Raw genomic sequence first — 25,595 nt, forward strand, 5'->3', positions numbered from 1 at the left:
TGGTGCTTGGGCGGTCGATGCCCTCGCGTTCGCCGGGGAGCAGGGGGATGCCTGTGGTGATGCGGATGGCCTCGGCGGCTCCCAAAAGGGTTGCGGCGGTTTCGTATTCGCCGAGTTCGGCGACCGCGGCGGCCAGGGCGGCAATGGTTCTGGTGCTTGGGCGGTCGATGCCCTCGCGTTCGCCGGGGAGCAGGGGGATGCCTGTGGTGATGCGGATGGCCTCGGCGGCTCCCAAAAGGGTTGCGGTGGTTTCGTATTCGCCGAGTCGGCGGCCAGGGGCGGCAATGGCGAAGGTGGTGTCGCGCGGTGCGGCGATGCGTTGGGCGCCGTCGAGAGCGGCCAAAATGCATGGCGAGGGCGGCGGCTGGGTCGCGGGGTTCGAGGATATAGCCGAGTTCGACCTGGAGCATGGGCAGGAACAGGGGTGTTTCCTCGCTATCGGCCGGGGTCGGTTCCAGCAGTTCGCGCACGATGCGTTCGGCGAGGTCCGGATTGCCGTCGCGGCGGGCCGTGAAGGCCGCGATGATGGAGGCGAACAGGCGGCCGGGGGCGTAACCATGTTCGGCGGCGACGCGCACAGCCTGGTCGGCGAGGGCGGCGGCGCGGTCGAATTCGGTGTGCTGCATGCAGATCCAGCCGAGGTGGGTACAGACCTGACCCCACAACTCCCAGCTGCGGCAGGTATTCGGCGAACTCGATGCTGTCCCGATCCGTCGCACGGTCCCGGTGGCGCGGGCCTGTCGGCGCTTCGCCGGCGACGGCAGTTGGCCCCGTCGCGACCCCGAACTCGAAGCGATAGTGTGTGCCGCGTTGGACCAAATCACCTGGCGGGCAACGGCTTTGCGAGAAGCCCGCGCGCGCGAGGGCCTTCGTCGCCTAGCAGGTCCGATGTGGTGCGGGCATGCGGTGGGCTAGCAGAAAACGCATCAGGTTGCGCTGGACCTCGATGCCGACGTCGTCCTGCACGATACGTGCCCCGATCGCGTGTTCGGCGAGTAGCGGCGTGGTGAATTGCGCCAGTTCACATCCGCGCGGACTGTCGTAGTGCTCGGCGGTGAGCGGGATCGGGAGACCCGGTCCGGCCACCAGCACATCCAGACGCGTCGGCACGGTCGGGACCGATCCCGGATCCGCGAGGTTATCGGCCTCGCGCCACTGCGCGAGGTTGGCACGGCCGATCACGAAGTTGCTGATCTGGTCGAAGAGGGTTTGCAGGAAAAACGTCGGCATCGGGCGGGCACGTGCCCCCATCGCGTCGATGATCACCTGGCCGCCGAGCTCGGTTCGATAGGGCGCACCGGCCATCGGGGCGATCGCCGCGTAGAGATCCGGGTAGGTGGCGCCCAGATTGGTGGTCATCGCACCACCCGCGGAGTATCCGCCGAGATAGACGCGCGAGCGATCGAGACCGAATTGATCGATGAGGTTGGTGGTGATGCCGGCGATAAGGGACGGCTCGCCTCGGCCGCGTTCGCGGTTCTCGGCTTTGTCCCAGTTCCAGCAGACGTCTTTGTTGGCCGCCTGGTCCTGGATCGGATAAGCGAGTACGAAACCCATTTCGTCGGCGACCCTGGCGAGCGAGAACCCGGTCGGCCGGGCGTCGGCCAGCGGGTCGTTGCAACCGTGCAGGTACACCATCAGCGGCCGACCCGTACTGCTGCCCGGCGGTACATGCAGGTAGTAGCAGCGGGTGCCCGCGGCGTTTGTATAGCAGCGTTGGTCTGTCCGGGCTTGCGCGCGCGGTGATGCACCGAGCAGCGTCGCTGCGATCAGGACGGCGCCGACGACAGCGCACAGACGGAACGCGGCATTTCGCACGTCGGGAATATTAGCCGGGCACTGAACTTCTGCCGCGATCCCGACGGTGGCGTGTCTGCCGCCCCGGCGGGACGGACCCGGTCCCCCTCATCATTGTGGTGGCCGGGTCCGTCCGGGGCGTCGCCTATCCGCGCGCGATGGCCTCGAAGACCTTCGGATCGACGAGGGTCGACGTATCGCCGAGTTCTCGACCCTCTGCGACATCGCGGAGCAGGCGGCGCATGATCTTGCCGCTGCGGGTTTTCGGGAGTTCCGGAACGGTATGAATCTCCCTCGGCCGGGCAATGGGGCTGATCTCCTGGGAGACAGCGGCTTTCAACTCGCCGATCAGCGCATCGCCGGAATCGTGCGCGCCCGCGGTGAGAATGACGAACGCGACGATCGCCTGTCCGGTGGTCGCATCGTTGGCACCGACCACCGCCGCCTCCGCGACCGCCGCATGTCCGACCAGTGCGGATTCGACCTCGGCGGTGGAGATCCGGTGGCCGGAGACATTCATGACATCGTCGACCCGGCCCAGCACCCAGAGATCGCCGTCGTCGTCGAGCTTGGCGCCGTCACCGGCGAAATACCAACCGTGTTCGGCGAATCGGTCCCAGTAGGTCGCACGGAATCGATCCATATCGCCCCAGATGCCGCGCAGCATCGAGGGCCACGGCTGATCCAGCACCAGCAGTCCGGAGTGGCCGTACTCGAGTTCCGCGCCGTCGTCGTCGACGATCTTCGCGGAGATGCCGGGCAGCGGGGTCATGGCCGCACCCGGTTTGGCGGCCGTCACACCCGGCAGCGGCGAGATCATGACGGCACCGGTCTCGGTCTGCCACCAGGTATCCACGATGGGAGTCCGATTGCCGCCCAATACCTCTCGGTACCAGCGCCAGGCCTCGGGATTGATGGGTTCGCCGACGCTGCCGAGCAGCCGTAGCGAGGTCAGGTCGTGTGCGTCGGGGATCTCCCGACCCCACTTCATGAAGGTCCGCACCAGGGTGGGCGCGGTGTAATAGATGGTGACGCCGTACTTTTCGATGATGTCGAAATGGCGGTGCTCATCCGGAGAATTGGGGGTGCCCTCGTACACGACCTGGGTCGCGCGGTTGGCGAGCGGTCCGTAGACGATATAGCTGTGTCCGGTGACCCAGCCGATATCGGCGGTGCACCAGTAGACGTCCTGTCCAGCCCGGTGATCGAAGACGTTGTGGTGGGTGTAGGCGGCTTGGGTCAGATAGCCGCCGGTGGTGTGCAGGATGCCCTTGGGCTTTCCGGTGGTGCCCGAGGTGTAAAGGATGAACAGCGGATGCTCGGCATCGAAGGCCTGCGCCTGGTGGTCGGGGGAGGCGTCGGTGACGGTGTCATGCCACCACAGATCGCGGCCCTCGGTCCACGGCACCTCGATGTCGGTGCGTCGCACCACGAGTACGTGCTCGACGGTGTGCTCGCCATCGGCCAGCGCCTCGTCGACGGCGGTCTTGAGCGGTGCGGCGGTACCGCGCCGCCACTGCCCGTCGGTGGTGATCACCAATCGGGCACCGGCATCGTCGACTCGTTGGCGCAGGGCGGTCGGTGAGAATCCGGCGAATACCACCGAATGGGTGAGCCCGAGCCGGGCGCAGGCCAGCATGGCGACGATCGCCTCCGGCACCATGGGCATATAGATGGCGACTCGATCGCCGGTCCGCAGCCCGAGCTCGGTGAAATAGTTTGCCGCCCTGGATACTTCGGCGAGCAACTCGCCGTAGGTGATATCACGGGAGTCGCCCGGCTCGCCCTCCCAATGGATGGCCACCTGCTCGCCGTACCCGTCGAGCACATGCCGGTCCACACAGTTGTAGGCGACATTGAGTTCGCCGTCGACGAACCATTTCGCGACCGGTGCATCGCTCCAGTCGAGGACCTGTGTCCACGGCCGATGCCAGTGCAACCGCCGAGCCTGTTCGGCCCAGAACTCCAGCCGGTCGGTGGCGGCGCGATCGTACAATGCCGCATCGGCATTGGCGTTCGCGGCGAATGCCGCATCCGGTGGGTAGCTGGACGGGTCGGTGGTTGCGCTGGTCAACGTCGATACTTCCTCTCGAAATAGCAAGGGCGGCAGGCTCAGCAGGATGTGCTCAGTGCACGACCGCCTGCTCCGCGCCGACACCGGTGAGCGAACGAACCTCCATCTCGGCCTGCTTCGCCGGATCCTCCGGCCTACCGCCGCCGAGGAAGGTGCCGACCACACCGAGGGCGAAAGCCAGTGGGATGGAGACGATTCCGGGATTCGACAGCGGGAACCAATCGAAATCCGAACCCGGAATCATCGAGGTCTTCGTCCCGGATACCGCGGGGGAGAACACGATCAGCACGATGGTCGAGATCAGGCCGCCGTACATGCTGAACAGGGCGCCGGTGGTGTTGAACCGCTTCCAGAACAGCGAGTACACAATGGTCGGCAGATTCGCCGCCGCCGCGACCGCGAAGGCTAGCGCCACCAGGAACGCGATGTTCTGGCCGTTGGCCAGGATGCCGAGCCCGATGGCCAGTGCACCGATCACCACGGCGGTAATCCGGGAGACCCTGACCTGTTTGTTCTCGTCGACCTGCCCCTTCTTGAGCACGCTCGCGTAGATATCGTGCGCGAACGATGCCGATGCGGTGATCGTCAACCCCGCGACGACCGCCAGGATGGTGGCGAAGGCGACCGCGGAAATAATGCCGAGCAGGACTACGCCGCCGAGTTCGAAGGCCAGCAGCGGCGCCGCCGAATTCTGACCGCCCGCCGCGCCGAGAATGCGATCCGGTCCGACAATGGCGGCTGCACCGTAACCGAGCACCAGGGTGAACAGATAGAACGCGCCGATCAGGCCGATCGCCCAAACCACCGAGCGCCGAGCCTCTTTCGCCGTCGGCACGGTGTAGAAGCGCATCAGCACATGTGGCAGACCCGCGGTGCCGAGCACCAGCGCCAGGCCGAGCGAGACGAAGTTCAGCTTGGAGGTCGCGTTGCCGCCGTACTGGGCACCGGGGGCGAGCACGTCACGGGCGGCCACGCCCTTGGTCTTGGAGCCGTGCACCGCATCCTGCGCCGAGCCGAGAATGTCGGAGAAGTTGAAGCCGAACTTGGCGAAGACCATTACCGTCATCAGTGCCGCGCCGGTGATCAGCAGCACCGCCTTGATGATCTGCACCCATGTGGTGCCCTTCATGCCGCCGACCAGCACATACACGATCATCAATACGCCGACTACGGCAATGACGATGCTCTGTCCGGTCTTATCGGAGATATCGAGCAGCAGCGCGACCAGACCGCCCGCGCCCGCCATCTGCGCCAGCAGATAGAACAGCGAGACCGCGAGCGTGGTCAGCGCGGCGGCGGTGCGGACCGGCCCCTGCTTCAACCGGAAGCTCAGCACATCCGCCATGGTGAATTTGCCGGTGTTCCTGAGCATTTCGGCGACCAGCAGCAGTGCGACCAGCCAGGCCACCAGGAAGCCGATCGAGTAGAGGAACCCATCGTAGCCGTACACCGCGATGGCGCCTGCGATACCGAGAAAGCTTGCGGCGGAAAGGTAATCGCCCGCGATTGCGATGCCGTTCTGTGGGCCGGAGAAGCCGCGGCCGCCGGTGAAGTAGTCGGCGGCGGTCCGGTTGTTGCGGCTGGCCCGGATCACCACGACCATGGTGATCGCCACGAACAGGCCGAAAATGGCAATATTCGCGGCGGGATTGCCGACCGTCTCGGCGGCGGCCAGATAGTGGGTACTCATGACTGCGCCTCGCTAGCGCTCGGCTCCGTCATGACTACCAAGTTAGCTGTGCTCATTGTTTGCTCGCTCATGCCCGGTCTCCCTCGAGGTAGTTGCGGATCGACGCGGCGCGCGGATCGAGTTCCTTATTGGCGAACCGGACGTACAGCCAGGTGATCACGAACGTCGAGACGAATTGCCCGAGGCCGAGCAGCAGACCGAGGTTGATATTGCCGATGACCTGGGTGGCCATGAACTCGTGCGCGTAGGCGCCGAGCAGCACATAGCTCAGGTACCAGACCAGGAACAGCGCGGTCATCGGAAAGATGAAGCGGCGCAACCGACTTCGTAATTCCTGGAACTGGGGACTCGACTGGACGGCGGTGAAATCCTCCGCTGTCGGCGTGCGCCGCGGCGGCGTGCCATCTTTGTCGAGGTCGATACTGGTCATCGCAGGGTCCTAGCGTGTGACGTGGCTTACTACCCGCCGACCATAAGGGGAGCCCCGTGAGGGATTCATGATGTGGCGTGGATCACTCTGTGAAGGCGCTGGTTTATGCGGTGAACGGTCGGCTGGCCGCGACGAACGGTCAGCGGCTCAGCCCGATGGCGCGCTCCCGGTCCGCACCCATGCCGAGCCGCTCCGGCGCATGCATTCGGACGAAGATGCGCCCGACCGTGCGAGGTCCCTGACCGCGCGTCAGCGCGCTGACCAGGATCATCGCCGCGAATGCCAGCGGTACGCTGAGCGCCGCCGGATAGCCGAGTACGGCCGCGAGCCAGCCGTCGGCGAACTCGTCGGAGATGCCGCCGGTCACCGAAACCGCTGTCGCACCGCCCGCCGCCAGACCGCCCGCGATCAGTCCGGTGGCCGCGCCCTTGGCCGTCAGACCGCGCCACCAGATGCCGAGCACCAGCAGCGGACACAGTGTCGAAGCGGCCACCGAAAAGGCAAGGGCGACAGTACGGGACAGATCCAGCGACACCACCATGACCGAAACACCGAGGGGCACGGCACCGGCGAATAACGCGGCCGCCCGGAAGTCGCGAATTCGTCCACGCAGCATATCCGTACTGAGCACACCCGCGATACTGACCAGCAGCCCGGACGAGGTGGAAAGGAATGCCGCGATCGCACCCGCCGCTGCCAGTGCCGCCAGCAGTTGTCCCGGCAGGCCCGCCAGCACCGATCCGGGCAGCAGTACCACGGCGGCATCGGAAGTTCCGGTGATCAGCAGCTGTGGCACGTACAGCCGCGCGAAAACCCCCAGCAGGATGGGGAAGAGGTAGAACACGCCGACCAGGCCGATCACCGCGAGTGCCGTCGTACGCGCCGCGCGGCCATCGGGATTCGTATAGAACCGCACCAGCACGTGCGGAAGCCCCATCGTACCCAGGAAAGTGGCGATGATCAGTGAATACACCTGGTAGGTCGGATGGCCGCCGCCGAATCCGCCGCCGGGTGCCAGCCAGGCCGCACCGTCGGTCGGCGCTCCGGCGACCACCGGCACGGTGGAGCCCGCTTCCAGGGTCAGCTCGGTCCCGGCCGCCAGTTCGTGTGCGCCCGGTGTGAGCAGCACCGGTCCGTCGAGCGCGCGATCGTCGAGCGTCCCGGTGATCGAAACCTGTTGCGGTGCACCCACCTGCACTACCACGCCGGTGCTGACATCCACCGTGGTGCGCTCGGTGACCACCGGGGGAGCGGGGGTGCCGAGTTCGCGATCCTCGGCCAGGAAATGTCCGAGCAGCACCAGCGCAGGAAGCGCGACCGCGGTCAGCTTCAGCCAATACTGGAAGGCCTGTACCAGTGTGATCGACCGCATGCCGCCACCGGCCACATTCGCGATGATGATCGCGCCGACCGCCACCGCGCCCACCCATTTCGGCACATTCAGCAGGATATGCAGCGTGAGGCCCGCGCCCTGGAACTGCGGAATGAGATACACCCCGCAGACCAGCACCACCACGACGGCCGCCAGCCTGCGCAGCCGCCGCGAGCCGAGCCGGAACTCCGCGAAATCGGGCACCGTGTACGCGCCCGACCGGCGCAGTGGCGCGGCCACGAACAGCAGTAGTCCGAGATATCCGGCGGTGAACCCGACCGGATACCACAGCGCGTCCGCGCCGTATTTCGCGATCAGTCCCGCGACACCGAGAAAGGAAGCGGCCGAGAGGTATTCACCGGAAATCGCCGCCGCGTTCCAGCGCGGCCCGACGCTGCGCGAGGCGACCAGGAAGTCGGAGGTGGTGCGCGCCAACCGGACACCGTAGACGCCGATCGCGACCGTGGCGAGGGCGGCGGACAGCAATGCGAAGACCGTGAGCGCTGGTGTCGACGCGGTATTCACGGCACATCACCCGTCGCGGCGCTGTACATCGGATCAGTCCTCGGCCAATTCCAGGAAGTCCTGCTCATTGCGTTCGGCGAGTCGGACGTACAGCCGCCCGACCCCGTACAGCACCGGATACACGGCGAGGCCGAGCAGCAACCACGGCAGCCGCACGCCGAGCAGCACGAACGATCCCACCGACTCGAGCCGGAAAAGCATAGGGAGCGAACACAATACGAGCACCATGACCAATCCGACCCGCACCGCCAGCCCCAACTGCGCTCGAATCAGCCCGCCGATGAGCGCCTCGCCGATCTCGGTCTGCTCGACGACTTCAGTTCGGGTCCGCACGCGTCGCGCGCCACGGCGCTCGGCGAGCACGACGCGCTGTCTGGTCGGACGCTGCTGCGGAGTGGTCACGGATTCGTCCACTGCTGTCGCGGCCCGTGCACCAGCCGCTGTTTGAGCTCGCGCACCTGCCGACGGCTGACCGGCAGTTCCACCGCAGCGGCATTGCCGTCGGCGCGCAGCCGGACCACCGTTGCGGTGCCGACCGTGCGCAGTCCGGTCACCAACCGCAGCGCCACCAGATAGGAACGGTGGACTCGCAGGAATCCCGCGTTCTCCCACCGGGATTCCAACGCCGACAACGGAATCCGCACCAGATGCGATCCGCCGCTGGTGTGCAGTCGGGCATAGTCGCCCTCCGCCTCCACCCAGCTCACACTCGATCGGTGCACCAGTGTGGTGACCCCACCGAGCTCCACCGGAATCACCTCATTGGGGTCGGCGCGCGGTGCCGCGACGGCCGGGACCGGGGTCGCACGGGCCGAGGCGATCCGCCGCACCGCCTCCGCCAACCGTGCTTCCCGCAGCGGCTTGAGCAGATAGTCCACCGCCCCCAGATCGAAGGCCGCTATCGCCTGATCGTCGTGGGCCGTCACGAACACCACCGCGGGCGGGTTCGCGAACTCGGACAGGATCCCGGCCAATTCCATGCCGTCCAGGCCGGGCATATTGATATCGAGGAATACCGCATCGATCGGATGCGCCCGCATCAGCCGCAATGCGCTGGTCGCATCGTTCGCGCTGTGGATTCCACCGACCCCCGGCTGCGCGCGCAGCAAATACACCAGCTCGTCCAGAGCGGGCTTCTCATCGTCCACGGCGAGCACACGCAGCGCGGCGGCGGACTGGTCGGTGGTCCGGGTCACAGCCGTTCCATCGTAAGCGGAGCCCGTCCACCCGTCGGCCCGGATACCTGGACCCGGCTGAATCGGCACTGACACCACATGCGTGTTTGTCGGTACGCCCTGAGATCGCACAGGTGTAGTGAGACGAGCCGTCGTGTGCCGTGCGAAGCGGGCCCGTGGTCAGGCCTGGATGCCTGCGCGGAATTTGGGCACGCGCAGGCTCACCTTGGTGCCCGCGCCAGGGGCGGTCTCCACGATCAGGCCGTAGTCGTTGCCGAAGGTCGCCCGCAGCCGGTCATCGACATTCGCCAGACCGACATGCGCCGATTCGCCGGAACCCGCTGGGCCGGTACCGGTTTCGATGGCGTCGAGCGCGCCGGAGCGCAGCAGGTCCGGATCCATCCCGATGCCGTCGTCCTCGACGCTGATCACACAGTCGGTACCCGCATCGGCCGCGACAATGGTCACCGTGCCGCCGCGCGTCGCTCCGGCCAAGCCGTGCCGAACCGCGTTCTCCACCAAGGGTTGCAGCGCCAGGAACGGCAGGACGACGCCGAGCACTTCCGGTGCGATCTGCAACCGCACCTGTAACGCATCACCGAACCGGGCGCGCTCCAGCGCCAGATATCGCTCGATATTGCGCAGTTCATCGGAGAGCACCGTGAATTCGCCCGCGGCACGGAAGGAATACCGGGTGAAGTCGGCGAACTCCAGGATCAGCTCACGCGCCCGATCGGGATCGGTACGCACAAAGGAGGCAACGGTATTGAGCGCGTTGTAGATGAAATGCGGGCTGATCTGGGCCCGCAGCGCGCGCACCTCGGCTCGATCGAGCCGGGCACGCGAGGCGTCCAATTCCGCCAATTCCAGCTGTCCGCAGACATATCGCGCCACCTCGGCGACCGCGCCCAGCCGCCCAGGCTCCGGCGTCCCGGTGGTGACCACCCCCAAAGCCCCCGCCACCCCGGCATTCTCGATGAGCAGTGGCTGCGCGATCAGTGTCCGTCCGGCATGTTCACCGCGACCCGGCCCGGACACCAGCACCGGCCGCTCGGTCGCCACCGCCCGCCGTGCGGCGTCGGCGAAGGGTTCGGCCAGATCCGAATGCGGTCCGTCCCAGGCCAGCAGGGTGCCATCCGGATCGGCGACGCCCAACGCGTCGGCTCCGGTGAGCGTCCGCAGATGCGGTGCGGCCTCTTGGGCGGACCGATCGTTCAGGCCCTGCCGCAACGGACGCGCGGCCAGCGATGCGGTATGCAGCGCCGAGTAGACCGCCCGCTCGGCCGGTGTGGTCACCACCCTGCGCGTCCGCGACCAGACCAGTAGCGCGCCGACGATCAGCACGCCTACCGCACCGACCGCGACAACGGCGGTGGTCACAGCACACCCGCCGACCGGTGCTGCCGCTGCCATCCCATGGCCCGATTATGGCGTTGTCCGCGGCGAGTGCATGGTCAACCGCACAGATCCGGCCAGCGGCGACCGGGGCCTTCGTGGCGGACGGTGCCGGCATACAGTCGTGCCATGACCGCCGGCTACTCCGGAACCCCTTTGGCCGAGAAGCTCGGTATCAAGCCCGGCCACCGAGTGGTGCTGCTGAATGCCGCGCCGGGCTGGCGGATCCCGGACCTTCCGCCCGAGGTGGAAATCGCCGCCGATCAACCGGATCAGGCCGAGGTGGTGCTCGCTTTCTACCGCACCCGTGCCGAACTCGCGGACGAGGCGTCGGAGCTTGCTGTCCGGTTGGCGAAGGGGGCCATGCTGTGGATTGCCTGGCCACGCAAGGCGGGCGGGCACGTCAGCGATATCGCCGAGAACGATCTGCGCGAACTGCTGCTGCCGATCGGCGTGGTCGATGTGAAGGTCGCGGCGCTGGACAACGATTGGTCCGGTTTGAAATTCGTCTGGCGGAAGCGACTGTAGGCGCGCCATCGAGTAGGGTCGATCGCTCCGCGCACCGAGCTCCATTCGCGGAATTCGGACAGCTCCGCGCCCCGTTTCGCACGACAACTCAGGCTGCCCAGATGACGCGCCGGTGATCTTCACCACCGACACGCCGGGCCCTCCTGGGACGTCCCGTCACGGCGTGCGAGCCTCCCGAAATTTGTCATACCGACGTGCCTAGAATCGCTAGGCCAACCCCCGTCGAGACCTTGGGAGGAAGGACCGTCTTGGCCGCCTCGTCCGGATCGTTCGTTCACCTGCACAATCACACCGAGTACTCGATGCTCGATGGTGCGGCCAAAATCTCTCCGCTCTTCGCCGAGGCGAAACGGCTGGGAATGAACGCGGTCGGGATGACCGACCACGGCAATATGTACGGGGCCTCGGAGTTCTACAACTCCGCCAAGAAGGCCGACATCAAGCCGATCATCGGCATCGAGGCCTACATCGCACCGGGTTCCCGGTTCGACACCAAGCGCGTGCAGTGGGGTGATCCCAGCCAGAAGGGCGACGACGTCTCGGGCTCCGGCGCCTATACGCATATGACCATGGTCGCGGAGAACGCGACCGGCCTGCACAACCTGTTCAAGCTGTCCTCGCTCGCCTCGTTGGAAGGTCAGCTCGGCAAGTGGGCGCGCATGGACGAGGAGATCATCGCCGAGCACGCCGCGGGCATCATCGCCACCACCGGCTGCCCGTCGGGCGAGGTGCAGACCCGCCTGCGCCTCGGCCATGACCGCGAGGCCCTGGAGGCCGCGGCGAAATGGCAGGAGATCTTCGGACCGGACAATTTCTTCCTCGAGATCATGGACCACGGCTTGTCCATCGAGCGCCGGGTCCGTGAGGGGCTGCTCGAGATCGGCAAGAAGCTCGGGATCCGGCCGCTGGCCACCAACGACTGCCACTACGTCACCAAGGACGCCTCGACCAATCACGAGGCGCTGCTGTGCATCCAGACGGGTAAAACCCTCAGCGACCCAACGCGGTTCAAGTTCGACGGCGACGGCTACTACCTGAAGTCCGCGGAGGAGATGCGCGCGATCTGGGATATGGAGGTGCCCGGCGCCTGCGATTCCACCCTGTTGATCGCCGAGCGGGTGCAGTCCTACGACGAGGTGTGGCAGCACCGCGACCGGATGCCGATCTTCCCGGTGCCCGATGGCTACGACCAGGCCAGCTGGCTGCGTCGCGAGGTCGACCTCGGGCTGGAGCGCCGTTTTCCGGACGGGGCGCCCCAGGAATATCTGGACCGCGCGCAGTACGAGATCGGCGTCATCCTGGAGATGGGCTTCCCGGCCTACTTCCTCGTCGTCGGTGACCTGATCAACCACGCCAGGGATGTCGGCATCCGCGTCGGTCCCGGCCGTGGTTCCGCGGCCGGTTCGCTGGTCGCCTACGCGCTCGGTATCACCAATATCGACCCGATTCCGCACGGTCTGCTCTTCGAGCGCTTTCTCAATCCCGAGCGTGTGTCGATGCCCGATATCGATATCGACTTCGACGATCGCCGCCGCGGTGAGATGGTCCGCTACGCGAGTGAGAAGTGGGGCACCGACCGCGTCGCCCAGGTCATCACCTTCGGCACCATCAAGACCAAGGCCGCCATCAAGGACTCGGCCCGAGTGCTCTTCGGCCAGCCCGGATTCGCCATCGCCGACCAGATCACCAAGGCGCTGCCGCCGCCGATCATGGCCAAGGACATCTCGGTATCCGGTATCACCGATCCGGAGCACGAGCGGTACAAGGAGGCCGCCGAGGTTCGCGAACTCATCGCGAGCAATCCGGATGTCGCGAAGATCTACGAAACCGCGCGCGGCCTCGAGGGCTTGATCCGCAACGCGGGTGTGCACGCGTGTGCGGTCATCATGTCCTGTGATCCGCTCACCGACGCGATCCCGGTCTGGAAGCGGCCCCAGGACGGTGCGCTCATCACCGGCTGGGACTATCCGTCCTGTGAGGCCATCGGCCTGCTGAAGATGGACTTCCTCGGTCTGCGCAACCTGACGGTGATCGGTGACGCGCTGGAGAATATCCAGGCCAACCGCGGCATCGATCTGGATATGGACCGGTTGCCGCTGGACGATCAGCGCACCTACGAATTGTTGTCGCGCGGTGACACTCTCGGCGTATTCCAGCTCGATGGTGGGCCCATGCGCGATCTGCTGCGCCGCATGCAGCCGACCGCGTTCGAGGACATCGTGGCCGTCGGCGCGCTGTACCGCCCCGGCCCGATGGGTATGAACGCGCACAACGACTACGCCGACCGCAAGAACGACCGGCAGGAAGTCAAGCCGATCCATCCGGAGCTGGAGGAGCCGCTCGAGGACATCCTCGGCGAGACCTACGGCCTGATCGTCTACCAAGAGCAGATCATGCACGTCGCGCAGAAGGTGGCCGGCTACTCGCTCGGTCGAGCAGATATCCTGCGCCGCGCAATGGGTAAGAAGAAGGCCGAGGTGCTGGCCGCGGAGTTCGAGGGCTTCGAGGCGGGTATGCAGGCGAGCGGCTTCTCCAAACCCGCGATCAAGGCGCTGTGGGACACCATCCTGCCGTTCGCCGGTTACGCGTTCAACAAATCGCACGCCGCCGCCTACGGCCTGATCTCCTACTGGACCGCATATCTCAAGGCGAACTATCCCGCCGAATATATGGCGGCCCTGCTCACCTCGGTCGGCGACGACAAGGACAAGGCCGCGGTCTACCTGTCGGATTGCCGCCGCCTCGGCATCACCGTGCTGCCGCCGGATGTCAATGAATCCGAGATGAACTTCGCCTCGGTGGGCAAGGACATCCGCTTCGGCCTCGGCGCGGTGCGCAATGTCGGCGCCAATGTCGTCGGTTCGATCATCCAGGCGCGCAAGGAGAAGTCGAAGTTCACCGATTTCTCGGATTACCTGAACAAGATCGACGCCATCGCCTGCACCAAGAAGGTCACCGAATCCCTCATCAAGGCAGGCGGCTTCGATTCGCTCGGGCATCCGCGTAAGGGGCTGCTGCTGGTGCACTCCGATGCCATCGATGCGGTGATGTCCACGAAGAAGGCCGAGGCGATCGGTCAGTTCGACCTGTTCGGCGGGTTGGACGACGGCGACGATTCGGTGGCCTCGGTGTTCAATGTGAAGGTGCCCGAGGACGAGTGGGAGACCAAGCACAAGCTCGCCCTCGAGCGGGAAATGCTCGGCCTGTATGTGTCCGGACATCCGCTCAACGGCGTCGAACATGTGCTTGCGGCACAGGCGGATACGGCGATTCCGGCGATTCTCGAGGGTGATATCAAGGACGGCGCCCAGGTGACCATCGGCGGTATTCTCGCCTCGGTCAATCGCCGCATCAACAAGAATGGCCTGGCCTGGGCCTCGGCGCAGATCGAGGATCTGACCGGTGGCATCGAGGTGCTGTTCTTCCCGCAGGCCTATTCGGTGTATGGCGCGGATGTGGTGGAGGATGCGGTCGTCCTGGTGAAGGCCAGGGTCTCGGTGCGCGACGATCGGATCTCCTTGATCGCCAACGATCTCGCCGTCCCCGATCTGTCTTCGATCGGGGTGGCCAAACCGCTGGCGGTCGTCATGCCGACCCGCCTGTGCACGCCGGACAAGATCGGCGAACTCAAGCGCATCCTGTCCAGACATCCGGGCACCGCGGACGTCCATGTCCGTCATGTTGGTGCGCGCGACAATACGTCATTGTGGAAATTGGATGACAGCCTGCGAGTTTCACCGTCTTCGGCTTTGATGGGCGACCTCAAGGCCCTGCTCGGCCCAGGCTGCCTCGCGAGTTAGCGCTACTCCGTCCGGAACGGTCGCCTCGACGAATGCCGTGGTTCTGTCCACGCGAAAACGCCACATCGACCGGACCCGCGCCTGGTCCGGTCGATGTGGCGCGAAAAGCGTTGCGGTGACGGCGAGGACCGGCGAGGACCACGCCGATCCAGGCGACCGACGGGTAGCCGAACCGCGGCCGATAGCCGAGCCGCCGAGCCAGGGGCCGACGGTGATGCCGACATTGAACACGGAGAAGTTCACTGCGGTCGCGAGAGTCGGGCATTGCCCGGCAGTGCGAAAACGCGAGTGTTCAGCGCCGGATTGTCGGTGAATCCGAAGGCGCCCACTAGCAATACGAGGTGCTTGCTGAAGGTGTTGTAGATACTACTGCGGCCCAGACCCGTTGCGTCACAGAGGTCTTGGGTCGTACTACGCCGAGACCGCGACGCCGAGCGAGAGCGCGGTGAGGAACTTGGGTCCGTCCGCGTAGAACTCGTCGAGCTCGCGGATCTCGAATCCGGCGCGCTCGACGCTCCCGCGAATATCGCGATCGAGATTGCAGCCGCCCGCGATCGCCTTCTCGATCGGATTCAGCCGGTGCTGCCACGTTCGTACGCCCGGATCCGGCGCGAGCCCGTGTTCGACGAAATGCAGAGTCCCGCCGGGGATCAGTACCCTGCGCACCTCGGCGAGCGCGGCCGCGATATCCGGAATGGTGCACATCGTCCAGGTCGAGAGGGCGGAGTCGAAGCTGTTATCGGCGAAGGGCAGCGACTGGCCGTCGAGTCCGGCGCGTTCGATCGGCACCGTAGCTTTGGCGAGGCGCCTGTCCGCAAGACGCCAGCCGAGGTCGGCGGGTTCCACGGCGCTGATCGAGTCGACGGCGGCCGGATAGAAGGGGATATTCAGTCCCGATCCGAAGCCGATCTCCATCACCCGCCCGTGCAGTCCGGCGCAGGCACGCTCGCGGTGCGGATTGTTGACCTTCATACCGCAGACTGCGTTCACCAGCCGCGGTACGACATGGTCGTTATAGATACCCACGCATTCACTCTGTCAGGGTTCGCGCACCGCAGGCAATGTTCACGTCGATATCGGCGAGGCGCTTCGGGAGCGGCTGCCGCGGCGGCGGGCCAGGTGGTCGTGCTGGTCACGGGCGGGCGACGGTGCGCCTCGGATGTCGGCGAGCCGCACGGTGGGACGCATGCGATGCTGGCTCGGTGACCTTGTTCGAGGTGTGGGCCCCGCGACCGGAACGGGTGCGTATCGACATCGATGGTGTCGTGCATCCGATGACGAGGTCCGGTGACGGTTGGTGGCGGGCCGAGGTGCTCGCCGCAACGGGCGCGCGCTACGGCTACCTGCTCGACGATGACCCGACCGTCCTGCCCGATCCGCGTTCGCCTCGGCAGCCCGACGGCGTGCACGGCCGCTCGGCACTGCACGCCCTCGATCCGGCCGGGTGGACCGATGCGGGCTGGACCGGCCGCCCACTGGCGGGTGCGATCATCTACGAACTGCATCTGGGCACCTTCACACCCGAGGGCACCTTCGACGCCGCCGTCGATCGTCTCGACCATCTCGTCGAACTCGGCGTCACCATGGTCGAGTTGATGCCGGTCAACGCCTTCGACGGCATCCACAACTGGGGTTACGACGGTGTCGGCTGGTATGCGGTCCACGAGCCCTACGGCGGACCCGACGGTTTGCAGCGCTTCGTGAATGCTTGCCACGCAACGGGTTTGGCGGTCGCCCTCGATGTGGTGCACAACCATCTCGGCCCCTCCGGCAACTATCTGCCCCGCTTCGCGCCCTATCTGACCGAAGGTCGTAATACCTGGGGGCAGAGCCTCAATCTCGACGGTCCTGCCTCGGATCCGGTGCGTCGCTTCATTATCGAGAATGCCCTGCGCTGGTTCCGCGACTTCCATATCGACGCACTGCGACTCGATGCCGTGCACGCACTCGTCGACCGCACCGCCACCCACCTGCTCGCCGAATTGGCCGCCGACACCGAATCCCTTGCCGCACACGTGCGTAGGCCGCTGACATTGATCGCGGAGAGTGATCTCAACGACCCGCGGCTCATCACCCCGCGTGCGGCCGGCGGCTATGGCCTGACCGGACAGTGGAACGACGACCTGCACCATGCCGTACACACCGCGGTATCCGGTGAACGTCAGGGCTACTATGCCGATTTCGGTTCGCTGCGCTGTCTTGCCCAGACGCTGACGCGCGGATTTTTCCACGCCGGAACGTATTCCAGCTTCCGTGGTCGCGTCCACGGCCGTCCGATCGACACCCGGCTCATCCCGGCGAGTGCGTTACTCGCCTACACCTGTACCCATGATCAGATCGGCAATCGGGCGATCGGGGACCGTCCCAGCACCTACCTGACCGACGGACAGCTGGCGATCAAGGCCGCATTGGTGCTGTTCTCGGCGTACACGCCCATGCTGTTCATGGGGGAGGAGTGGGGCGCGCGCACCCCGTTCCAGTTCTTCACCTCGCATACCGATCCGGTGCTCGCCGCCGCCACCGCGACCGGGCGAAAGGACGAGTTCGCCGAACATGGCTGGGACAGCGATAACGTTCCCGACCCGCAAGACCCGGAAACCTTCCTACGGTCGAAGCTCGACTGGTCCGAACGCGAGCAGTATCGGCATGCGCGACTACTTTCTTGCTATCGCGAGCTGATCTATCTGCGGCGCGAGCGGGCCGAAATCACGAACCCATGGCTCACGCACGTAGCTGTCGACTACGACGAGAACGCCCGTTGGATCGCGGTGCGCCGTGGCCCGCTGACCTTGGTGTGCAATCTCTCCGAAGAGCAGGTCACCGTACCTGTCGCCGGTGTTTCGGTGCTGTCGTGGGAATCCGCGACCGAAGGCGTCACCGCGACCGGGATCCCGGGGCACTCGTTCGTGATACTCGAAAGTGCATAGCGAACCTCGGCTCGGACAGCGATGGCAGGAAACCCGCTGAATGTAACTGTCCGAGACACAATTATTGCCGAGTGTGACCGGCGCCATTACCGTTGGAATATGAGCAACGTGGCTTCACCCGGGGACCTAGCGAATCTCCCCGATGGGGTGGGTGGCAGCGCCGCCACCGAATTCGCACCATTGGTACGCGCATTCGCGAAGGTCTTCGGGCGACGCCGCGGCGCGGGCGGCGCGTTGGCCGTGCATCTGCACGGTGAACCACTGGTCGATATCTGGACCGGCAGCGCGGGTGACAAACCCTGGACCCAGGACACTGCCGCGATCATCTTCTCCGCCACGAAGGGCATCACCGCGACCGTTATCCATCGGCTGGCCGATCGCGGTCTGCTCGACTACGAAGCGCCGATGGCCGAATACTGGCCGGAGTTCGGCCAGAACGGCAAGGGCGATATCACCGTTCGGCAGGTGATGACGCACAGCGCGGGACTCGGTGGCCTGCACCCGATCGCGGCCGGACTCGAGGATGTGCTCGACCACCAGCTGATGGAGGAGCGCCTCGCCGCCGCGAAACCGGATCGCCTGCTCGGTACGCCCGCCTATCACGCGCTCACCTTCGGCTGGCTGCTCGCCGGATTGGCCCGCGCCATTACCGGCCAGGGGATGGCGGACCTGTTCCGCACCGAGGTATCCGAACCGCTCGGCATCGACGGCCTGCATCTGGGCAGGCCGTCGGCGCAGTCGTCGACCGTCTACGCACCGTTGGCGGGCTCTCAGCTCAGCATGATCGGGAATCCGGTCAGCGCAAGGGTTTTGGGTCGCAGCTACGGTCTGCCCGGTGCGCTCGGCGCCGTGGCCCGGTGCCTGTTCCTGCCCGGACTGGAGACCATCCTGGAGGGCGAAATCCCGCCGATCCTGGATACCGAACTCGGTGCGGGCAACGGCGTCTGCACCGCTCCCGCCCTGGCCACCATGTACGGTGCGCTGGCCAATGGTGGCATGGCGGGCGGCGTGCAGTATCTGACGCCGAAAACCATCAAGGCGCTCAGTCGAATTCGAACCTACCGGCTCGATCGCGCCCTGTTCTACGCCCCGATGCTCTGGCGCCTGGGCTATCACTCACTGCCGATGCCGGGTGCGCACGGCGGCTTCGGCCATATCGGCCTCGGCGGCTCCTTCGGCTGGGCCGAACCCCGTCTCGGCCTATCCGTCGGGTTTGTCCACAATCACCTTTCGGCCGCGCAGCTGAGCTTCGACCAGGCCGCGGCCGGTTGGCTGCTGCCGATGGTCATGACGGGTGTAGTTCGCACGACCCGCCGGTCCGTCGCCCCGGTCGAGCGGCCAGCGGCCGCGTAACCGGCGCTCCGTCGTCACGTCTCTGGCGGGCAGTGCCGAGTGCACCGCCGGAGATTTCGGTGGTCACGCCGACGATTCTCGCGGCACGGTGATTCTGCCGGGCTGGGCGGCTACGGGGCGTTGGGCTGGTCGTTCGAGCCGAGTTTCGGCCCGTGGTGCCGGAATTCCAATGGGACCGTCACGGCCCGGCCGCGCGGAACTTCTGCGCGGCCGGGCCGGATCGGGGGTGTGCTCAGGTGAGGTAGCGGTAGGCGGGGGAGTCCGGTTCCAACCGCTCGCACTGAATCGGTGACTGTTCCATCCGCTCCAGCAGTGGGCCGAGCCCCTCGGGCGCGCCGAGCTCGATACCGACCAATGCGGCACCGGTTTCCCGGTTATTGCGTTTGACGTATTCGAACAGGGTTATGTCGTCGTCGGGCCCGAGCACCTCGTTGAGGAACCGCCGCAGTGCGCCCGGCTCCTGCGGGAAGTCGACCAGGAAATAGTGTTTCAAGCCGCGGTGCACCAGTGAGCGTTCGATGATCTCGCCATAGCGGGACACATCGTTATTGCCACCGGAGACCAGGCACACCACCGTCGAACCCGGTTCGATCGCGATCTCCGCCAGCGCCGTCACCGACAGCGCGCCCGCGGGTTCGGCGATGATGCCCTCGTTCTGGTACAGCTCGAGCATGGTGGTGCAGATCGCGCCCTCGTCGACCTGCATCATGCGGAAAGCATCTGCGCCCCTTGGTGATTCGGTCGCGGTCAGCAGCGGCAGCGAGCCGTGCGAGACGGCTCGGCCGCCGAATCCGGCGACCGCCGCATAGGGCACCTGACCGACGCGACGCACCGCCGCACCGTCGACGAACGGATCGATCTCCGGCAGCGTCACCGGGCCGCCCGCGACCAGTGCCGCGGTCATCGAGGCCGCGCCCGCCGGTTCCACACCGAGGATTCCGGTGCTCGGCGAGCGCTCCCGCAGGTAGGTGCCGATGCCCGCCAGGCAACCGCCGCCGCCGACCGGGATCACCACCAGATCGGGGGTCCGGCCGCCGAGCTGTTCCAGGAATTCGGGCGCGATGGTGCCCTGTCCCGCCGCGGTGCGCGGATCGTCGAATGGCGGCACCATGGTCGCGCCGGTCTGCTCGACATCCTCGGCTGCGGCCGCGGCGGCGGCATCATAGGTTTCCCCGACCGCGATCAGCTCGACGAACTCGCCGCCGTGCACCCGGATACGGTCGCGCTTCTGCTTCGGCGTGGTGGTCGGTACGTAGATGCGGCCCTTGATGCCCATCGCATTGCAGGCGAAGGCCACGCCCTGGGCGTGATTGCCAGCGCTGGCCGCGACCACACCCGCGGCCCGTTCGGCGTCGGTGAGCTGCACGATCACGTTGTAGGCGCCGCGCAGCTTGTAGGAACGGACGGCGGTGAGGTCTTCGCGCTTGAGATAGACCTGCGCCCCGGTCAGCGCGGAAAGCCGGGGACTGTGCTGCAGCGGGGTGGGCTCGATAATGTCGGCAATTCGCTTGGCGGCGGCGTCGATCTCGTCGGCGGTCAGCGCAGGACGAGATGTGGATCGGTCGTCGAGAAGTTCAAGCGGATTGGACACCCGAAATATGCTGCCACCCGCCGCGTCGGCCGGACGCGGCGGGTGGGTGTCGAAGGTGCGCAAACTGCTGGTTTACCGGTCGGATCTATTGCGGCGTGAGGACGAAAACCGGAATCTCACGGGTCGTCTTGGTCTGGTAGTTCGCGTAATCGGGCCAGACCTCGACCGCCCGCTGCCACCACACCGCCTTCTCCTCGCCGGTGACCTCGCGCGCGGTGTAGTCCTTGTTCACGATGCCGTCGCGCAGCTCGACATGCGGTTCGGCCTTGATATTCCAGTACCAGACGGGATGCTTCGGCGCTCCGCCCAGCGAGGCGACGACCGCGTATTCGCCGTCGTGCTCGACCCGCATCAGCGCGGTCTTGCGCAGCAGGCCGCTCTTCGCGCCCTTAGTGGTCAGGACGATGACGGGCTTGCCCTGCAGCGTCAGCCCCTCGGTCCCGCCGGAACTCTCGATCTGTTCGGCCTGCTCGCGGGCCCAATCGGATGTGCTCGGTCCGTACTCACCTGTCAATGGCATAACACCCGCAACACCTCAGCGCCCGCCGCTGTTCCCGCAAAAATGTTAGGTGGCCCGAACTTCCTGATCCGTGTACCCTGACGACATGGCAGTGGCCCCCCTTCCGACTCGACCCACGGCGGTAGATATCGCCGGCAGCGCGTGGCCCGTGTACAAACTCGAGGCGATCGCCCTGGGGCTGGTCACCTGCCTCGTCCTCGCGCTGATCACCGGGTCGCTCCAGGTCGCGGTGCTGGTCGCTGCCGGTGTCGGTGCCGGACGCTGGGTTCTCGGCCAGGTCGGCGCAAGCCGCCGAGCGTAGGCGCCGCAGCACCGAGTCGAGACGAAGGCACCTCGCCCGAGAAGCCAATCCATGCCGAGGCCAGCGCCCCCAAGGGGTTGGTGCCCTACCTGCGGTTTCAAGATCAGGTGGATCTGGGGGCGGCATCGGCCGAGTAGCCCCACCACCAGTTCCACTTGATCTTGATCGGCGGCCTAGGCGGACGCCGAGGAGGAGGTTGGTGCGGGACGACGGGGAGCTCGGGAGGCCTGTGTGGGTGGCCCACGGCGCCGGGGGATTTCAAGATCAGGTGAAGTCTGTGGCGGCATTGTCCGGGGTGGCCCGCCGCCAGTGCCACTTGATGACACACGGGTTGTTCAGCAGTCGCCTAGGCGACGTCTAGGGGGAGGTTGGCGAGTTCGGTGCGGGAGAGGACGCCGAGTTTGGGGTAGGCCTTGTAGAGGTGGTGGCCTACGGTGCGGGGGCTGAGGAAGAGTTGGGCGGCGATGTCGCGGTTGGACATGCCTCGGGCGGCGAGGCGGACGATCTGGAGTTCTTGTGGGGTGAGGCGGGCGAGGACGCCGGTGGTGGGGCGGCTGGTGGTGGTGCCGCCGAGGGCGGCGAGTTCGGTGCGGGCGCGTTCGGCCCACGGTGCGGCGTCGAGACGATCGAAGGTTTCCAAGGCGGGCCGAAGTTGGTTGCGTGCCTCGGACTTTCGACGGTTGCGCCGTAGCCATTCACCGAAAAGCAATTGGGTTCTGGCCTGTTCGAAGGGACGCCCGCCGCGGTCGAGTGCGGCTCGGAAGTGGCCCTGCGCCTCGGTTTCCGGCCCGGTCAGTGCCAGGCAGCGCTCGACGAGCGCGGTGACCCACTCCTGTTGCGAGGTTGTGGCCCAGCCGCGCAGCCGATCAACCGCGTCGCCCGCTCGCTCCGGGCTGCCCATGCGCACCGCCGCTTCGATCAGGTCGGGTAGGGCGCGCAGACCGATTACGTGGTGGCGGGCTGGTTCCACGGTCAGCAGCTCCAGCCGGGACAGTGCGCTGTCGACCTTGCCGAGCCCGAGATCCAACACGCCGAGTGCCGCCAACGTCCATGGTGCGCCGGGTGCGGCGGCACCACCCAATTCCTCGGCGAGGGCGCGGTCGACCAGCTCCCGGCAATCCGGTTCGCGTCCCTCCAATGCCGCCAGATAGGCGAGATAGCTCGACATCTGGCTGATCCAGTGCCGCTGGCCGATATCCTCGGCGATCCGCAGTCCTTCGAGCGCGGCGATGCGACCTTCGCGTGGTCGGCCGAGGAATAGTTCGGTCTCGGCGCGGAAGAACAGCAGGGTCGGAAGTAGTGCGATGCGGCCCTGGTCGCGGCATTCGGCAATGAGGGTCTGCGCCAGCTCCGCGGCCTGCTCGTCCTGGCCGACGACCAGCCCGACACCGCACATCTGCACCAGATCGCGCGGACTGTCCGCACCGTTGCGGCGAGCGGCGGCGGCCGCGTCGCGCAGGTCGACGGTGCAGCGGCCGTCGATGCCCGCGACCGTGTAGCGGGCGATGGGTGTCATCGGTTCGGCGTCGGGTAGGTCCAATGCGTTGATATGCGCGGCGATCTCCGCGAGTTCCGGTGCACCGAGGTACCAGGCCGTGTGCACCGCCTGCATGAGGATGCGCGCGGCGCGGGCCGGATCGTCGGTGTGCACCAGATCGGCACCCGCGAGCAACAGCTGGTGTGCCGAGAGCGGTTTGCCCGCACCGAATTCCGCAGTGGCGCGCACCAGATCCAGTCGGGCCGTGAGCATTCGGTCGGGGCTCAATCCGGCGGCGCGGTCGGCCAGTCGGCTGGCACGATCCAATTGTCCCGCTTCACTGGCGGTTTCGGCGGCAGCCACCAGCCGTCGGACCCGAGCGAAGGCGTCGGTGCTCAAACCCGCGGCGCGCTCGTAAGCGGCCACCGCACCGGAATAGCCGCGGCGCCGACGCGCCCGATCGGCGGTGTCCTCGAGCGCGGTGGCGGTGGTCTCATCCGGTCCGGTCGCTGCCGATGCCAGCTGCCAGGCGCGCAGGTCGGCGTGCTCGGGTTCGGTCAGTGCGGCGGCGAGCGCGGCATGCGCGGCGAGCCGCTGCGTCAGCGGCGCACCCTGGTAGACGGCCGAGCGCAGCAGCGGATGCCGGAAATTCACGTACACGCCATCACTACCGACCAACCCGGCGTCCGCAGCCGGTTGCAGGTCCGGCAGCCCGGCCTCGAGTTCGGCGGCGGCGCGCAACACCGTGGTGAGGTCGTTGGTGCCCGCCGCGGCCGCGATCAGGAGCAACGTCCGGGTGGCCGCGGGCAGCCGGGACACCTGGCCGTGAAAGGCCACCTGGAGCCGTTGTGTCAGCGGCAGGGGATTCGGCCCGCGACCCGATTCGGCGCCCTCGGCGGCCAATACCGCGGGCAGCTCCAGCAGCGCGAGCGGATTACCGCCCGCCTCGGCGAGCAACCGGTACCGAATGGCGGGGGAAAGATCCGGACCGCGACTGTCCACCAGCGCCGCCGCCGACTCCTGTGCCAGGCCGGTCAGCGCGAGTTCGGGTAGGCCGGGCGCGGGAAAATCCTGCTCGCCGGTCCGCGTCGCGAAGATGATCACGACGCCCTCGGCATCGAGGCGCCGGGCCGCGAACAGCAGCGTCTCCGACGTCGCCCGATCCAGCCAGTGCGCGTCATCGATCAAACACAGCAGCGGCCCCTCGGCCGCCTCCTCGGCCAGCAGCGACAGCACCGCCAGACCGATCAGCATCCGATCCGCCGGATCATGTGGCGCCAGCCCGAACGCGCCGCGCAGTGCGTCACGTTGGGGTGCGGGCAACCCGTCTATCAGCGCCATCCCCGGCTTGATCAGCAGATGCAGCCCGGCGAACGGCAGCTCCGCCTCGGACTCGATTCCGGCACTGCGCACCGACGTAATCCCTTGCGCCGCCGCATAGTCCAACAGCGCCGTCTTCCCGATCCCCGGCTCTCCACGCACCACGAGCACTCCACTGCGGCCGGCCCGCGCCTGCTCGAGAAGCCGATCGATCCGTGCTTGTTCGGCTTCTCTTCCATGGAGCATCTGCCCACCGTAACCGTTGGCCACGACGCTGTTCGATCGGATAAGCGACCGTGTCACAGCCCATTTTCATAGCATCCTGCTACTAAAGTGCGGTTATGCCCTCGAAGTTGACGAAGGTAGCGCTTGTGGTCGGCAGCGTCCTGGCCGCCGAAATGTCATCGATGGCGTCCGCACCGGCCGAAGTCATTTCGATGGCATCGCATGAGAAGAGTTTCGCATCGCCGATCGGTGGCGACATCCTGGTGGGCAGTAAGGACGAGACCATCAACCGGATCCCGCCGCTGAATCAAGTGGGCACTACCCGCGAGGCTTTTGTGACCACTACCGCCTACGGTCAGATCAATGCGGCGGCTGTGGGCAAGCTGAGGGTCGGCTACCACGTCGGCTGTGCTGTGACGATCGGTACGGGCACCCTCGGCGCGACACCCGACCTCATCGTCCCGCTGCCCCTCGGCGTGGACACCAGGAACACCGGGCCGAATGCGCCCAATTTGCCTGATGTGCCTACTTTGCCCGATGTGCCTACTTTGCCCGACGTGCCAACTTTGCCCCAGGTACCCACTGTGCCCGAGGTGCCGAACCTGCCCGACGTACCCAACGGGAAAAAAGGGAAAAAGGGGAAGAACCGGAACGGGAACACCGCGGACAACGGAGGCAACGGGGGTGGGGCCGGGGCCGGGGTCGGAGGCGGGGACGGCCAGTTCTTCCCCGTTTTCGTCAATCCCAACCCGGTGATCACGGTGAACCTACAGGCGGGTGAGGTCGCGGAGGTTCCGCTGGCGGAGAAGGAGATGATCCCCGGCAAGCTCATCCAGACGGTCGTCCGGGACTTCCACATCAAGATCAATACCTGCACCGGTCCGGTCACCCTGCGGCAATTCGCCTATGTCTATGCCACCTCGCCCGAGGTCGACGATTCAGGTGCGGTCTTCGGCGACCCGACCTGGTTGTAGCCGCGCCGGGTACTCGCGCAAATCCCGTCTTTCCATTGAAAGACAAGGTTTTCATTAACGTCCCCGATTGAACGGCCGATGATTCGGGTAGTCGAGTACGCGGGTTTCGACGGTAATCGGG

At 66.4% G+C, this 25,595-nt stretch carries 19 protein-coding genes; 6 read left to right on the plus strand and 13 right to left on the minus strand.

Going from position 1 to position 25,595, the window contains the following annotated elements; translation table 11 throughout:
- The 9 genes from AB0L58_RS37400 to AB0L58_RS37440 all read right to left on the minus strand — a co-directional run.
- On the minus strand, positions 1-343 hold a 343-nt coding region (locus AB0L58_RS37400), incomplete at its 3' end, for a hypothetical protein (RefSeq protein WP_364394935.1).
- A gap of 533 nt (positions 344-876) precedes the next feature.
- Positions 877-1,818: a PHB depolymerase family esterase gene (locus AB0L58_RS37405; protein WP_364394937.1), complete on the minus strand. Its 942-nt coding sequence runs from the start codon at positions 1,816-1,818 to the stop codon at positions 877-879.
- 124 nt (positions 1,819-1,942) lie between these two features.
- The gene (acs, locus tag AB0L58_RS37410) at positions 1,943-3,871 is read right to left on the minus strand and encodes an acetate--CoA ligase (RefSeq protein WP_364394939.1); all 1,929 of its coding nucleotides are present in this window, start codon (positions 3,869-3,871) and stop codon (positions 1,943-1,945) included.
- A 52-nt stretch (positions 3,872-3,923) separates the two neighbouring features.
- Entirely contained in the window at positions 3,924-5,561 is a 1,638-nt protein-coding gene (locus tag AB0L58_RS37415; protein ID WP_364394941.1) for a cation acetate symporter, read from the minus strand.
- 67 nt (positions 5,562-5,628) lie between these two features.
- Positions 5,629-5,991 (minus strand): DUF485 domain-containing protein, encoded by a 363-nt coding sequence (locus AB0L58_RS37420; protein WP_364394943.1) that lies wholly within the window; start codon positions 5,989-5,991, stop codon positions 5,629-5,631.
- Between the two features lie 139 nt (positions 5,992-6,130).
- Positions 6,131-7,888, minus strand: a complete 1,758-nt coding sequence (locus tag AB0L58_RS37425) for a cation acetate symporter (protein WP_364394945.1) — start codon at positions 7,886-7,888, stop codon at positions 6,131-6,133.
- A gap of 33 nt (positions 7,889-7,921) precedes the next feature.
- Entirely contained in the window at positions 7,922-8,290 is a 369-nt protein-coding gene (locus AB0L58_RS37430) for a hypothetical protein (protein ID WP_364394947.1), read from the minus strand.
- Positions 8,287-9,084 carry a LytTR family DNA-binding domain-containing protein gene (locus AB0L58_RS37435; RefSeq protein WP_364394949.1) on the minus strand — a complete coding sequence of 266 codons (798 nt, stop codon included), beginning with the start codon at positions 9,082-9,084 and terminating at the stop codon, positions 8,287-8,289. The genes AB0L58_RS37430 and AB0L58_RS37435 overlap by 4 nt, the downstream gene beginning before the upstream one ends.
- Before the next feature lie 159 nt (positions 9,085-9,243).
- The gene (locus AB0L58_RS37440; RefSeq protein WP_364394951.1) at positions 9,244-10,443 is read right to left on the minus strand and encodes a histidine kinase; all 1,200 of its coding nucleotides are present in this window, start codon (positions 10,441-10,443) and stop codon (positions 9,244-9,246) included.
- Between the two features lie 144 nt (positions 10,444-10,587).
- Here AB0L58_RS37440 and AB0L58_RS37445 point away from each other — a divergent pair, with 144 nt between their 5' ends.
- Together AB0L58_RS37445 and dnaE are read left to right on the plus strand one after the other, a co-directional pair.
- Positions 10,588-10,986 carry a DUF3052 domain-containing protein gene (locus AB0L58_RS37445; RefSeq protein WP_364394953.1) on the plus strand — a complete coding sequence of 133 codons (399 nt, stop codon included), beginning with the start codon at positions 10,588-10,590 and terminating at the stop codon, positions 10,984-10,986.
- A gap of 248 nt (positions 10,987-11,234) precedes the next feature.
- The gene (gene dnaE / locus AB0L58_RS37450) at positions 11,235-14,786 is read left to right on the plus strand and encodes a DNA polymerase III subunit alpha (RefSeq protein ID WP_364394955.1); all 3,552 of its coding nucleotides are present in this window, start codon (positions 11,235-11,237) and stop codon (positions 14,784-14,786) included.
- A 411-nt stretch (positions 14,787-15,197) separates the two neighbouring features.
- On the opposite strand, the gene AB0L58_RS37455 is transcribed toward dnaE, so the two are convergent.
- Complete coding sequence (locus AB0L58_RS37455; RefSeq protein WP_364394957.1) at positions 15,198-15,812, minus strand: class I SAM-dependent methyltransferase; 615 nt, start codon at positions 15,810-15,812, stop codon at positions 15,198-15,200.
- Positions 15,813-15,988: 176 nt separating this feature from the next.
- On the opposite strand from AB0L58_RS37455, the gene treZ reads away from it, so the two are divergent.
- A complete protein-coding gene (gene treZ, locus AB0L58_RS37460; RefSeq protein ID WP_364394959.1) occupies positions 15,989-17,713 on the plus strand; it encodes a malto-oligosyltrehalose trehalohydrolase in 1,725 nt (574 codons plus the stop codon).
- 99 nt (positions 17,714-17,812) lie between these two features.
- Positions 17,813-19,066, plus strand: coding sequence for a serine hydrolase domain-containing protein (locus tag AB0L58_RS37465; protein WP_364394961.1), 1,254 nt, complete (start codon positions 17,813-17,815; stop codon positions 19,064-19,066).
- 232 nt (positions 19,067-19,298) lie between these two features.
- Here AB0L58_RS37465 and ilvA read toward each other — a convergent pair whose 3' ends face one another.
- Positions 19,299-20,657: a threonine ammonia-lyase IlvA gene (gene ilvA / locus AB0L58_RS37470; RefSeq protein WP_364394963.1), complete on the minus strand. Its 1,359-nt coding sequence runs from the start codon at positions 20,655-20,657 to the stop codon at positions 19,299-19,301.
- 85 nt (positions 20,658-20,742) lie between these two features.
- The gene (locus AB0L58_RS37475) at positions 20,743-21,177 is read right to left on the minus strand and encodes a nitroreductase family deazaflavin-dependent oxidoreductase (protein ID WP_364394965.1); all 435 of its coding nucleotides are present in this window, start codon (positions 21,175-21,177) and stop codon (positions 20,743-20,745) included.
- An 85-nt stretch (positions 21,178-21,262) separates the two neighbouring features.
- On the opposite strand from AB0L58_RS37475, the gene AB0L58_RS37480 reads away from it, so the two are divergent.
- Positions 21,263-21,478 carry a hypothetical protein gene (locus AB0L58_RS37480; protein WP_364394967.1) on the plus strand — a complete coding sequence of 72 codons (216 nt, stop codon included), beginning with the start codon at positions 21,263-21,265 and terminating at the stop codon, positions 21,476-21,478.
- A 346-nt stretch (positions 21,479-21,824) separates the two neighbouring features.
- Here the strand turns inward: AB0L58_RS37480 and AB0L58_RS37485 are convergent, their stop codons facing one another.
- The gene (locus tag AB0L58_RS37485) at positions 21,825-24,521 is read right to left on the minus strand and encodes an AAA family ATPase (RefSeq protein ID WP_364394969.1); all 2,697 of its coding nucleotides are present in this window, start codon (positions 24,519-24,521) and stop codon (positions 21,825-21,827) included.
- Between the two features lie 95 nt (positions 24,522-24,616).
- Between AB0L58_RS37485 and AB0L58_RS37490 the strand changes: the two genes are divergently transcribed.
- On the plus strand, positions 24,617-25,474 hold the full coding sequence (locus AB0L58_RS37490; RefSeq protein WP_364394972.1) for an MspA family porin: 858 nt from the start codon (positions 24,617-24,619) through the stop codon (positions 25,472-25,474).
- Positions 25,475-25,595: the final 121 nt, after the last annotated feature.

Source organism: Nocardia sp. NPDC052112 (assembly GCF_040680135.1).
Classification (GTDB): Bacteria; Actinomycetota; Actinomycetes; order Mycobacteriales; family Mycobacteriaceae; genus Nocardia.

Excerpts from the sequence above, each read along its gene's own strand:
- AB0L58_RS37415 (WP_364394941.1), bottom strand. The coding sequence starts at position 5,561 with ATGAGTACCCACTATCTGGCCGCCGCCGAGACGGTCGGCAATCCCGCC.
- AB0L58_RS37420 (WP_364394943.1), bottom strand. The coding sequence starts at position 5,991 with ATGACCAGTATCGACCTCGACAAAGATGGCACGCCGCCGCGGCGCACG.
- AB0L58_RS37445 (WP_364394953.1), top strand. The coding sequence starts at position 10,588 with ATGACCGCCGGCTACTCCGGAACCCCTTTGGCCGAGAAGCTCGGTATC.
- AB0L58_RS37465 (WP_364394961.1), top strand. The coding sequence starts at position 17,813 with ATGAGCAACGTGGCTTCACCCGGGGACCTAGCGAATCTCCCCGATGGG.
- AB0L58_RS37475 (WP_364394965.1), bottom strand. The coding sequence starts at position 21,177 with ATGCCATTGACAGGTGAGTACGGACCGAGCACATCCGATTGGGCCCGC.
- AB0L58_RS37480 (WP_364394967.1), top strand. The coding sequence starts at position 21,263 with ATGGCAGTGGCCCCCCTTCCGACTCGACCCACGGCGGTAGATATCGCC.
- AB0L58_RS37485 (WP_364394969.1), bottom strand. The coding sequence starts at position 24,521 with ATGCTCCATGGAAGAGAAGCCGAACAAGCACGGATCGATCGGCTTCTC.
- AB0L58_RS37490 (WP_364394972.1), top strand. The coding sequence starts at position 24,617 with ATGCCCTCGAAGTTGACGAAGGTAGCGCTTGTGGTCGGCAGCGTCCTG.